Source organism: Solidesulfovibrio aerotolerans (assembly GCF_009856865.1).
In the GTDB taxonomy this organism is placed as follows: domain Bacteria; phylum Desulfobacterota; class Desulfovibrionia; order Desulfovibrionales; family Desulfovibrionaceae; genus Solidesulfovibrio; species Solidesulfovibrio aerotolerans.
Map to the genome: position 1 here is coordinate 1 of NZ_WVUD01000068.1, position 12,281 is coordinate 12,281.

The 12,281-nt window shown below is 62.9% G+C and carries 9 protein-coding genes; 5 read left to right on the plus strand and 4 right to left on the minus strand.

Going from position 1 to position 12,281, the window contains the following annotated elements; translation table 11 throughout:
- Positions 1-86 precede the first annotated feature (86 nt).
- The 3 genes from GTA51_RS19220 to GTA51_RS19230 form a co-directional block, all read right to left on the minus strand.
- Positions 87-527, minus strand: a complete 441-nt coding sequence (locus GTA51_RS19220) for a hypothetical protein (RefSeq protein WP_160964015.1) — start codon at positions 525-527, stop codon at positions 87-89.
- 403 nt (positions 528-930) lie between these two features.
- Complete coding sequence (locus GTA51_RS19225; RefSeq protein WP_160964017.1) at positions 931-2,337, minus strand: sigma 54-interacting transcriptional regulator; 1,407 nt, start codon at positions 2,335-2,337, stop codon at positions 931-933.
- A complete protein-coding gene (locus GTA51_RS19230; RefSeq protein WP_160964018.1) occupies positions 2,334-4,769 on the minus strand; it encodes a c-type heme family protein in 2,436 nt (811 codons plus the stop codon). Before GTA51_RS19230 ends, GTA51_RS19225 begins: the two co-directional genes overlap by 4 nt.
- A 198-nt stretch (positions 4,770-4,967) precedes the next feature.
- Between GTA51_RS19230 and GTA51_RS19235 the strand changes: the two genes are divergently transcribed.
- The 5 genes from GTA51_RS19235 to GTA51_RS19255 all read left to right on the plus strand — a co-directional run bounded on the left by GTA51_RS19235 (position 4,968) and on the right by GTA51_RS19255 (position 9,961).
- Entirely contained in the window at positions 4,968-5,390 is a 423-nt protein-coding gene (locus GTA51_RS19235) for a universal stress protein (RefSeq protein WP_160964019.1), read from the plus strand.
- A 14-nt stretch (positions 5,391-5,404) separates the two neighbouring features.
- On the plus strand, positions 5,405-6,514 hold the full coding sequence (locus GTA51_RS19240; RefSeq protein WP_160964020.1) for a YeiH family protein: 1,110 nt from the start codon (positions 5,405-5,407) through the stop codon (positions 6,512-6,514).
- Positions 6,515-6,526: 12 nt separating this feature from the next.
- Positions 6,527-6,928 carry a biotin/lipoyl-binding protein gene (locus GTA51_RS19245; protein ID WP_160964021.1) on the plus strand — a complete coding sequence of 134 codons (402 nt, stop codon included), beginning with the start codon at positions 6,527-6,529 and terminating at the stop codon, positions 6,926-6,928.
- On the plus strand, positions 6,925-7,380 hold the full coding sequence (locus GTA51_RS19250) for a universal stress protein (protein ID WP_160964022.1): 456 nt from the start codon (positions 6,925-6,927) through the stop codon (positions 7,378-7,380). Before GTA51_RS19245 ends, GTA51_RS19250 begins: the two co-directional genes overlap by 4 nt.
- Positions 7,381-7,579: 199 nt before the next feature.
- Entirely contained in the window at positions 7,580-9,961 is a 2,382-nt protein-coding gene (locus tag GTA51_RS19255; RefSeq protein ID WP_160964023.1) for a mechanosensitive ion channel family protein, read from the plus strand.
- Between the two features lie 279 nt (positions 9,962-10,240).
- Here the strand turns inward: GTA51_RS19255 and GTA51_RS19260 are convergent, their stop codons facing one another.
- Complete coding sequence (locus GTA51_RS19260) at positions 10,241-12,067, minus strand: methyl-accepting chemotaxis protein (protein WP_160964024.1); 1,827 nt, start codon at positions 12,065-12,067, stop codon at positions 10,241-10,243.
- Between the last annotated feature and the right edge of the window lie 214 nt (positions 12,068-12,281).

Genomic DNA, 12,281 nt, shown 5'->3' on the forward strand with positions numbered 1-12,281 from the left:
CCGGCTGGTGCAACGAAATCTGTTTCAGCAATGTGAAATTCTCGACCTCATTGACCCGCGACGGCAACGCTTAAAACCAAACAATTCTAGCAGGCTATCTCTTCTAAATTAGCCGGACAGAAATGGTCCTGGGTATTCATGGGGTCAGGTTGATACGAACCCCCCATGCCCGAGAGGCCGGCAGTGCCATAGTTGATATAGACGCGACCGGAAGGAAAGTTGGAGATAAAAACCGCCGGAACGTTCGTTGGAGCCCCGCCCCCAACGGAAGTGGTGCTTGTGAGCGTGGACATGGAATAGGCGGTGTTGGCGGCAAGGCTGTGCTGGACGCCGCTGCTGTCGTAATAATAGCCGGTTAATGACCCGGATGTGCTGATGAATTGAAGAAACACCTGACTCGGGTTGATTCCTGGGGCAAGGGTGAACACAAGGGGAACTCCGGTGGCGGCATACGCCTGGGCCGCAAGGGTCAGGCATACTACCGGAAGTGCCATCAGGACGTTTCGGAGCCAAGTTCCTTTTTTCATGGTTCACCTTGCTGTCGTTGGGTTTTTTGCTCCACCGGATAGGTGGATTGCGGGGGCCGCCTGGCGTGGAACGTTGGAGTGCACGACATCCCGGCCAGCCTGGTCACGCCGCAGGCAGCGAGCGGTGGCGGGCGTGGGATGTTTTAGAATGTATTAGCGCAAATTTCTTGATCCTGGCAATCCTTGCAGCCTCTGCGGACCGTTTATCTGCGCCACCCCGGAAACGAGAGATGGATAGGATGGCGAGCAACTGGATCAGGCGGAGAGAGTGGGATTTTTTGCCCACACAAGCGAGTCGCCGGATTGCGGAATATGCGGCCAAGCAGCGCATGGCCGCAATGGATTCGAGGGAGGCTGCTTCAAAGCGGTTTTTAGGCGTGCTGTGCCACTGCCATCCGCATTTTCATCGAAATCCTTCCGCTGCAATACCCAGTCGCCGCAAGATCTTTTGCAACGACACCCGCTCCAGCCCGGACACCCGGGCCGCTTCGGAGATATTGCCGCGCGTCAGTTTTAAGAGCCGTTCGACGTAGCGCCGGGTGAACGCGTCCACCACGTGCGCTTTGGCTTCGAGGTAGGGCGTGGCTGCACCGGCCTCGTCGTCGCGGGGCTCGGCTGCGTCACCGGAGCCGGGATCGGCCTCGGCGACGGCTGCCTGGCTGATGACGCCGCCGTGGGAAAAGACGGTCAGGCGGCGCACGAAGTTAAACAGTTCGCGCACATTGCCGGGCCAGTCGCGCCCGGCCAGATCGGCCAGGGCTTCGGGGGAAAAGTCCTTGTCGGCGATGCCCATTTCGCGGCAGGCGCGTTCCAAAAAGGCGGTGGCCAAAAGCGGGATATCGTCGCGCCGGTCTCGCAGGGGCGGCAGGCGCACGGTGAGGACGTTTAAGCGGTAGTAGAGGTCTTCGCGAAAGGTCTTGTCGTTGATGCGGGCTTCGAGATCCTGGTTGGTGGCGGCCAGGATGCGCACATCCACGGGGATGGATTTGCTGGACCCAACGGGGCGCACTTCGCGTTCCTGGAGGACGCGCAGGAGTTTGGTCTGCACGCTCATGGGGATGTCGCCGATTTCGTCCAGGACCAGGCTGCCGCCGTTGGCGGCGACGAAAAGGCCGCGCCGGTCGCGCTCGGCGCCGGTGAAGGCTCCACGGACGTGACCGAACAGTTCGCTTTCCAGGATCTGGTCCGGGATGGCCGGGCAGTTGACCGAGAGAAAGGGGCCACCAGCCCGGCGCGACTGGGCATGGATGGCCCGGGCGGCCAATTCCTTGCCGGTGCCGGATTCGCCGCGAATAAGCACGGTATAGTCCGAGGCGGCCACGGCAGCGATGGTCTGTTTGACTTGCCTCATGGCCGGGGACTGGCCGAGCAGGCCGGCGTCGGCACCGCAAGCGGCTGCGGCGGCGCGCAGCCGTCGGTTTTCGTGCAAGAGCGCGGCCCGTTCCAGGCCTTTGGCGATGACCCGGGCCAGGTGGTCGGAGTCCACGGGTTTGGTCAAAAAATCGTAGGCGCCGGCCTTAAGGGCCAGCACGGCGGAATCGATGTCGCCGTGGGCGGTTAAAAGGACAATGCCGAGGTTGGGGGCCACAGCCAGGGCTTTGGGCAGCAGATCCAGGCCGCTCAGGCCCGGCATGCGCAGATCGGTGACCATGACGTCGCAGGGTGCGGCGGCCAGATCGGTGAGGGCCGCTTCGCCCGAGAGCACGCAGGACACGGCGGCCTGCGGGAGCTTTTGCGTCAACAGGCGCACAAGGCCCTTGGCGAAGTCGGGCTGGTCATCGACGACGAGCACGCGGGGGGCGTGGTTCACGGGTTTTCCTCCTGGCAGGGACCGAGGCAAGCGGGCAGGGTCAGGGTGAAGACCGCGCCGCCCTCGTCGTGCACTTCGATGGTGCCGTTCATGTCGCGCATAAGCCCGTAGGCCACGGCCAGCCCCAGGCCGGAGCCGCGCCCGGCGTCCTTGGTGGTGAAAAACGGGTCGAAGATGTGGGGCAGATCGGCCGGCGGGATGCCGGGACCGTTGTCGGCCACGATAAGGGCGACGTGCTGGCGGTCGGGGGATGCCTTGGCGGTCAGGGCAATGCGGCCGGTGTCCGGGGCCACGGCGTCCAGGGCGTTTAAGAGCAGATTGGAGAGCACCTGTTCCAGGGCCACGGCGTCGGCCTTGGCCAGGGGCAGATCCTCTGGGACGGCAACGGCCAGGGCCACGCGGCGGGCTTGCCCCTGGACCTCAAAGATGCGGGCGAGGCTGGCAATCAGCGCGCCAAGATCGCAGGGACCGGGTTTGGCCGGCCGGGGGCGGGCAAAATCGAGCAGATCGCGCAGGACTTTTTTGGCCATGGCGGCGTGGCGTTCGATGACGGCCAGATCGTCCAGAGACTGGGGATCAATGAGGCTTTGGCGCAGCAGTTCCGCGTAGCAGGCGATAACGCCCAGCGGGTTGTTGATTTCGTGGGCCAGCCCGGCGGCCAGTTTGCCCACAGCCACGAGCTTTTCGGTCTGGCGCATTTGCGTGAGCATGCGGCGTTCGGCGGTATTTTCCCGGGCGTAGACCACGAAGCGGCGCGATTGGCCGGTGGACGCGGCCAGGGGGTAACGGGTGACGGCAAAGGAGCGCCCGCCCGAGAGGGTGACAGTGGTGAAAATGGGGTCGTCGCCGCAGTTTTCGCCGGCGGCGGTCTGGTCGGGCGGGTCGGTTGGGTCGGGGTCACCGAGCAGTCTGGCCGGCAGGCGCGGCGTCTGGCCGGGCAGGAGTGGCTGGTCGCAAAGCGCCCTGGCCAGTTCCCGGGCTGGTTCGTTGGCCATGATGATGCCGCTGGCGCTGTCGAGCAGGGCCAGCGGGTCGGAGATGCCGTCGAAAATGGAACCGAGCAGGGCATTTTGGGCCAACAGCGAATTGATGGCGTCGAGGTTTTCCAGCGCAATGCCGAGCTGCTGGCCGATGGCCCGGTAAAGATCGGCGGCTTCGGGAGCCGGGCCGGGGCCGTTTGGACTGAAATAGAGGCGCAGCAGGCCCCGGCTGACGTCGGTGGTGCGCACCGGAATAAGCGCCGCCCGCTCGGTCAGGCGCAGATCGCCGTCGGCCACAAGCTGGCGCCAGTCGGCCGGGGGTGGCGGCGGGGCGGCGTCGGTTGGCCAGGCGATGGAGCCGCCGCCGGAAAATTCGCATTCATACGCTGCGGCGTTGGCCCCGAACCGGCCGGCGATGCGCGCCAGCGTCGCTGTCAGCAGTTCGGCCCGGGTCTGGGCGCGGTTGAGGATGTTTAACAGTTCGACGAACAGCGAGACGTCGGCGCGGCGTTCGTCGGCCTCCCGGGCCAGTTCCCGGGTGCGGTCGGCCACTTTGCCTTCGAGATTTTGGGCGTGGTCTTCGATCTTTTCCCGGGCTTCTTTGAGGCGCGAGGCAAAGGCGTCGATGCCGGCGTAGATTTCCTCGATTTCCCCGGCGTCGGCGGTGATCTTGGGCGGCTCGCCAGCCTCCTTGGGAAAATAGCGGCGCATGACTTCCGTCACCCGGCGCAGGTTGACCACCACCAGCCGGTCGAAAAACACTTGCAGCGTCAGATAAAAGGCCCCCAGGCCCAGGGCGAACAGCGACAGGAAGCTGATGGTTTTGCCCTTGATCTGCCCCAGCGCCCCGCCCACGGGCATGGTCACCATGTCCAGCCCCACCAACTCGCCGTCATGGCGCCAAAAGCCCCGGGTGTCGCCGTAGCGGGCCAGCAGCGCCTTGGGCGCTTCGGCCGGGTCGCCGTGGCAGCGCAGGCACGAGGCCTCAAAGCGCACCGGCCGGGCGGCCACGAACACTTCATCGTCGTCCCGCTGGGTGATTTCCTCCAGCCGGGTAAGCTGCGGATCGGCTGCAAAGCGTTCCATAATGGCCCGTTCAAAGGGATCGGCTTCGTAATCGGGGTTGCGCGCCCCGCGGGCCACCCGGCGGTAGCGGAACTGGTCGCCGTGGACGTTTAAGTCGCTCATGACCTTGCGGGTGACAAACGAGGTGGACATGGCTTCAAGGATGAAATCGTCGGCGGGCAGGCGTTCGTACATGGCCGGGCGCAGCACTTCGCGCACGTAGGCCTGGATGGCTTCGACCTGGGACAGCACCAGCGAGGCCTTGTGTTCGGTGTCGGTGACGAGTTGGTCGCGCAGATTCATGGAAATGAGCACGGCAAAAAAAACGCCGAGCACGGCCATGCTGACGGACAGGCCGACCAGAAAGCGCTGTTTGAGGGTTTTCATGGCGACTCCTGGCCGGAGTGTGGGGCGGGCGGGCGAAAAAGGCAATGCAGCCGCGCGGTATCAGCCTGCCAACCGCAGTTGGCAGGCTGGGCGGCGTGTCGTTTGAAAATATGTATAAAATTAAGATGTTGCCAGTTTTGTGGGGGCTGGTCCCGACTTTGCAGAAGGGGGGCGCTACCACGTCAAAGGAGGGGAAACATGAAAATTTTGGTGGCCCATGACGGTTCGGAGAAAGCGGACAAGGCACTCGACGTCGCGGCCGGCATTGCCGGTAAAAGTGGCGCAACGCTGGTCATCGTCAACGTGGTGCCGGATCTGTGCCTGTCCAGCGAGGAGATCGGGGCGGAAGGCTGCGCGCTGGTGTCGCGCTCGCTGTCCGACGAGGCCGGCGGGACCATGCGCAAGGTCACGGCCCGTCTGGCCGAGCAGGGCATTACCGCCGAACTGGTCATCAAGGACGGCCGTCCGGCCGATGGTATTCTCGACGCGGCCGACGAGGTCGGGGCTGATCTGATTGTTATCGGTTCCACCGGCAAGCATGGGGCTTTGCGCATGCTCATGGGCAGCGTGTCGTCCCGGGTGGCGGAATATTCCACGCGCAGCGTTCTCATAGTGAAATAAGGAGCGAGAGCATCATGGAAGACAAGGGCGTTTTCGGAAAAATCATCGCCATCCTGCCGGGGTTGGCGCTCATGGTGGGCACGTTGTGGGTGCTTCGCACCTGGGTCGAGCCGTGGATGGCCAATACCGTGCTGTTTGGCCAGAAAGGCTGGCTGGTCAAGGTTCTCAGCCTCAATTACATCCTGTTGGCCATCATCGTCGGCATGCTGTATCGCAACCTGCTTTTCGGCGGCAAGATTCCGGCCTGGGCCGAGGAAGGCTTTCGCACCACGCGGCTTTTCATCAAGGCCGGCGTCATCATGCTCGGGTCGCTCTACACCATCCAGAGTCTGGCCAAGGTCGGCGGCATCGCCATCCTGCTGATTATGACCTTTGTTTTCGGCACCATCTTTTTCGTGATGTTTTTGGGTCGGCTCATGGGCATGGACCGCTCCTTGATCGGCGTCATGGCGGCAGCTTGCGGCGTGTGCGGCGTTTCGGCGGCCGTGGCCACCTCTCCGGCAGTCAAGGCCAAGCCGTCGGACGTGGCCCTGGTTATCGCCACCATCCTCGGCTTTGGCATCATGACCATGTTTGTTTCGCCCTTTGTCGGCAAGGCACTCCAGATGTCGGATTATCAGTTCGGGGCCTGGGTCGGCACAGGCATCCTCAACTCCGGCCAGGTGCTGGCCACCTGCCTGGCCTTTAACCCCACCATCGCTCCGGGCACGGCCGTGGCCTACGGCGAAATCTGGAACGTGGTGCGGGTCATCTCCATTCCCTTCGTGGTCTTTTTCATCACCATGTGGTTCTGGCGGGCCGAGGCCCAGGCCGAGCATCTGTCGCTGGCCGGCATCCTCAAGGACAAGTTCCCCATCTTCGTCATCGGCTTTTTCGGCATGACCTTCCTGTCTTCGGTGGGGGCGATTGGGGCCGAGGGGTCCAACACCCTGCACCTCATGCGCGACGTCATGTCCTGGATCTTCGGTATCGGGCTGGTCGGCCAGGGGGCCTACATCGACATCCGCGAGATCAAGACCGCCGGCGGCAAGCCGCTCAAGGTCGGTCTGGCGGCTGGGTGTCTTAAGTACGTCGTCGCCCTTTTGGTGGTCATGTTTTTCGTGAGCAAGGAATCGTCCTTCTAAGGAGTTTATGCTATGGCTGGCGAAGTGAAAAAAAGCGGCAAGATGACCGTGTTTCGGACGGACCGGCACGAGGATGTGGCGGCCATGGTGCTGGTCGGTTGTCTGGTGGTGATCGTTTTGTGCTACATGGCCTTTATTGTGCCCACGGTCACAGTGGGCGCGCCCATGGATGGCAAGCTCGTGGCTGTTGCCGTGACCGAGTCGGGCATGGTGAAAAAGGGTGAACCGCTTTATTCCTTCGAGGTGAAGGAAAAGAAGTGGAGCCAGGGCAAGGTCGAGGAAAAGCTGGTGGTGCGCGAGATCAAGTCGGCGGCCGGCGGCAAGGTGCTCAAGATTGTGGCCAAGCCGGGCGATGAGCTTAAAAAGGGCAAGCCCATTGTGGTCCTGGAGCACGAAAAGGGGACGTTGCCGTGAGCGGCGTCCTGGTCGTCCTGGACGAATCCGGCCGGGCCATCGCAGAAGGTCTGCGCCTGGCCCGGGAGCGTGGCGAGTCCGTCACGGGGCTGTTTGTCTATGAGCGCGGCTGGAACGTCTACATCGGCCATGACTGGCTGCTGGGGTCCAATGCCCGGGCCACGTTTATGGAATATATCGAAGAGCACGAGCAGGCGGCCGAGGCGGATTTGCGCGCCCGGTTTCTGGCGGCGGCAGGCGATACTCCGGTCACGTTTACAGCCATCTGCTGTGATGATCTGGAGCACCTGACCGACGCGGTCATCCGCGAGGCTCGTGAGAGCGGTGCTTCGCTGATCGTGTGCGCCGATCCGCTGGTGCGCGGGCTTTCGCAGCGGCGCGGCGGCACGGCGGCCCTGGTGCGCGGCGCGCCGTGCCCGGTGGCGCTGGTGGGGCAGGCCCTGGCGGCCTGAACACCGCAACCCGCTGCTCCTTAGCCAACGGGCGGTCCTTGGGGGCCGCCCGTTTTGCGTAGAGTGTCACGGGATAGGAATTGTCTTGCCGCGCGGGCTGGCATACACGTTGCGCAACATGGCCCCGCCAGCGTTTGCGGGTGCCTGATTATCCGCCGTCTGGCCGCAGCAGGGGCAAGACGATCCCCAAGGAGATACCATGACGGCGACAGTCCGGCAGCTTGTGGCCATTTTTGCGGTGGCGGTGGCGCTGGCCCTGGCCCACGGCGTGGGGCCGGTTCGGGCCGCCGGTTTCCCGACCATGCCCAAGGCGGCCAAGCAGGCTGCGCCCGCCAGTCCCCACGAGCCCACCGAGCCGGGGCAGGTCGATGCCTTCATGGCCACCCTGACTGATGTCCAGGCCAGAAATCTGCTGCACGAAAAGCTCGCAGCCCAGACTGCTGCCGCCCAGGCTGCAGCCGCCGCCGCCCAGACGGGCGGCCTTGTCCGCAGTCTTTTCGGGCGATTGGAAGCCAACATTCGGGCCGTCCGGGAGCGAAACGCCGCCTTTCTCCATGAGGCCGGGCAGGAACTGGCCGAGCACAGGATTTTGGCCAACCTAAGCGACGGCGGCGGGGCGGGCACCTTGCTGCGTTACCTCCTGGTGTTGGCCGCCATAGGTGCTGGGGGACTTGGGGTCTTTGCCTGGACCGGGCGACTGCGAAAGAGCCTTAAGCGCCGTCTGGACGCAGCCCCGCCCTCGCTGCAAACCAGCCGGGGTGTGGTGATTCTCGCCAATCTGGGGTTGCAGATGCTGGAGGTGGCGGCCTTTTTTCTGGCCGCTTCGCTTTTTTTCATGGTCCTGGCCCCGGCCGCAGGAGCCCTGCGGGAGCTTGGCACGCTGGTGGTGGTGGGGCTGACCAATTATCTGCTCATCCAGGCTGCGGCCCGGGTGCTGCTTGCGCCCGGCTGGGAGGCGGCCCGGCCCATCCCCCTGGCCGAGGCCGATGCCGCCACCCTCTACCGTTGCCTCATCGCCGTGGCCCTGGTCTCCCTGGTGGTGGGGGTGGTCAGCGTCGCCCTGGAGGAGGTGGGCCAAGCCGTGGCTTTTGGCGACATCCTCTACGCCCAGGCCGGGCCGCTGGTCGGGCTTATGCTGGCGGCCATGCTCCATGGCAACCGGGAGCGGGTGGCCGCCGCCCTTTCGGGGGATGGCTCCGGCGAGACGGGCGGGGCGCGGTTTTGGGCGGCGCGCTACGGGCATTTGGTCGCCATGGCCTATGTCGTGGTCATTGGCCTGTATTGGAGCAGCCAGGCCCTTGTGGGCAACGCCACCATCATGCATCTGGTCATGGGCCTGTTTGCCATCCCGGCCTGCATCGGCGTGGATTTGTGGGTGCGAAAACTCTTGCTGGCCGCCTCCGGGGAGGACCGGGAACTCATCCCCCTGGATGCCGACACCGCCCGGGCCGCAGCCGCCGCCAATCAGGACGGCAAGGCCCTGCCGGACAAGCGCACCCTGCGCTATTACATTCCGCTTATCCGAAAGACCCTGCGTCTGGTGCTGGCGGCCTTTGCGGCCTTTGCCATGCTGAAAATGTGGGGCGTGGAAATTGCCATGGGCTGGCTGTTTGCCCGCAATGTCTTAAGCCTGCTTTTGGTGGTGGTGGGCGGTTTGCTGGCCTGGGAAGTGGTGCGCATCCGCATCGACCGCCGGCTTGGCGAGGAAAACTCCATGCCGGGCGAGGAGATGGAGGAGGGCGGCGGCGCGGGTGGGTCGCGCAGCGCCACGCTGCTGCTGCTGTTGCGCAAGTTTTTGCTCAGCGTCATCGTGGTCATGGGGGCGCTTATCGCCCTGTCGGCCCTGGGGGTGGACATCGCCCCGCTCATTGCCGGTGCCGGCGTCGTCGGTCTGGCCATCGGTTTCGGGGCGCAGACGTTGGTCAAAGACATCATCTCCGGCGTCTTTTTTCTCATCGACGACGCCTTTCGCGTGGGCGATTATGTGGAAGCCGGCACGGCCAAGGGCACGGTGGAGCAGATCTCGCTGCGCTCCATGAAATTGCGCCATCCGCGCGGCATGGTCTTTACCATCCCCTACGGGGGCCTCAAAATTCTGCAAAACTTCAGCCGCGACTACATTATTTCCAAGCTCGACTTCCGGGTGCGCTACGACGCCGACATCGACAAAATCCGAAAGATTATAAAGCGCATCAACAAGGAAATCATGGCCGACGAGGAACTGAGCCAGGGGATGCTCAGCGACATCAAGTCCATGGGCGTGCGCAAGATGGAAGATTCCGCCATGATCCTGCGCATCAAGTTCAAGACCGTCCCCGGCCGCCAGTTCGTGGTGCAAAAGGAACTCTACCGCCGGGTCCAGGAGGCCTTTCGGGACAACGGCATTGAATTCGCCCACCGCAATGTGACGGTGTTTTTTCCGCCGGAGATGCGCCCCCTGGCCGGCGGGGAGAAGCTCTCGGACCAGGCGGCCGGGCTGCCGTCCCTGGCCGCCGCCGCTGCCGCTGCCGCCGCCGGAGCCGTGGCCCAGGAGGACGAACGGCTGGCGGCCAAGGCCGGCAAACCGTCCGAGGATGGGTGAGACGCTTTTTTCAAGGGGGCTTGCTGCGGGGGATGGCGCCGGGCCATGGGAAACAAAACGTCCAGGACATGCCGGACCTCCGGCGGTGCCCTGGCCGTTAATAAGCATGGCAGCGTTGTCAGCGGGCGGTGTGCACTTCCTCGCTGGAAATGAGCTTGTCGAGATCGAGCAGAATAAGGAGCCGCTCGCCAAGCTTCCCCACCGATGGCAAAGGTGACAAGTTGCAGCAGTTCATTTTCCTGGGCGATGGTCGGTTGTGCATCCATGGGGTGCTCCGATTCAGCGCTGGGCGATGGCGCGCCTGGGCGGGGCTACAAGGGCCTTGCGCGGCGCTTGGGACGTCGCTCCTCCGCCGTCCTTCATCTCTTCGATCAGCGTTTTGAGCATCTGAGCCTGATGGGCCAGCTCCCCGACGGCCTGGGAGGACTGGCGCATGGCATCGGACGTCTCGGAGGAAATGCGGTTCACGTCTTCAACACCGCGGTTGATCTCATCGCTGGCCGCCGATTGCTGCTCGGAGGCCGTGGCAATGGAGCGGACCTGATCCGTGACCAGATCGACCAGGGATACGATCTCCGTGAGCGCTTGGCCAGACTGGTTGGCCAGACCGGTGGCCGCGTCTATTTTGGAAACCGCCTGCTCGACGTTGTTGATGTTTTTGCGGGCACCGTCCTGAACGCCGCGAATGGCTTCTCCGACCTCCTTGGTGGCGCTCATGGTTTTTTCAGCAAGCTTGCGCACTTCGTCGGCCACCACGGCAAACCCGCGTCCGGCATCGCCGGCCCGGGCCGCTTCGATGGCGGCGTTTAAGGCCAGCAGGTTGGTCTGGTCGGCGATGTCGGAGATGACGTTGAGGATCTGGCCGATGCCCTCGGCCTGTTTGCCAAGGGAGGTCATGTCGGTCTTCATGCCAAGGGCCTGGGACTGCACTTCACTGATGCTGGTCACGACCTGGGTCACGAGCTGGGAGCCATCCTGGGCCTTGTGCCGGGCATTGCCCGAGGTCTCGGCCGCGTGGGCCGCATTCTTGGCCACCTCAAGGACCGTGGCGTTCATTTCTTCCATGGCCGTGGCCGTTTCGCCGGTCAGGCGGGCCTGTTCCTCAGCCCCGCGGCTGGATTGCTCGATCTGGGCCGAAAGCTCTTCCGAAGCCGAGGTGACAACTTCGACAATGCCTTCCAATTCCATGGCGGCCTGCAACATGCCTTCCGCCTTGGCCGATTCGGCCTTCTTGCGGGCTTCGTCCGCCTCTGCCATGGCGATCTTGGCCTTGTTTGATTCTTCCAAGGCCTCCTGGCTTTTCTGGTCGGCCTCGGCGATCTTGCTGACAAGGGCCTGGACCATTTTTTTCATAGCCCCGAAAACGCCGAGCTCCGGGCGGTTGGGGTCAAATTTGACAGTCAGGTCGCCGTCGGCGATTTTTTGCGCCATGCCGGCAATGGAGGCCGGTTCGTCGCCCAGTTGTTTGAGAATGCCGTTGGTGATGATGATGCCAAGGGTCATGCCGATGATTATGGCAGCCAAGGTGGCCACCAAGGCGGTCAGCTCGACGGAATGCCCTTCGGATTCGATGCTCTCGTATTTCATCTTGGCGTTGTCGAGTTTAAATCTCACGATTTCATCAGCGAGGGCGAGAAGCGCGCTGGCTTTCTCACGGCCGGTCGTCGAGGACAGGGCCTGGGCTTTCCTGCTCTGTTCCGTGTCCGTGGTGTTGCCCAGTCGGACGACCTCTGCGTGTATTTTCGACCACTCGGCCAGCGCGGCGTCCAATTTTGCGATCAGGGCTTTGCCACGTTCAGAGGCGTAATATTTTTTTACTTCAGCAGCGTCTTTGTTAAGCTCCTGCCTGCCTTTGTCAAGTTGTTGCATGAATTTCTGGAGGTCAGCATCCGTGTTGGAGAGGAGAATGTTTTTTTCGTCGCGGATGACATATAATATGTCTGTCTCGATTTGGCTGGCGTATTTAGCACCCTGCATTTCCCATTTATACAATTTTTCTGCCTGGGCGGTGATGTCATTGAGGCCATTGTAGCTGATGAAGGCGAGGATGGCGGTCATCAGCGAGAGGATGCCTGCGAGTCCGAGTATCTTTGTTTTTGTTTTCATGCTGTGCCTCCAATGGCTGGGATGTGGTTTGGGAGCGTGTCATTGGCTTTGGAAAGAGTTAGTTGTGGCACATGTTATAGTATTTAAGGTCATTACTGTCCGGCTAAGAAAAGGCTTGACGCCTGAAAGCGACAACTGGTGCAAGCTCATGATGCCTTTCCACTTAGGCGATCAATTTTGAAAAAATGGCATAAATTGCCATGACATCAAGTTC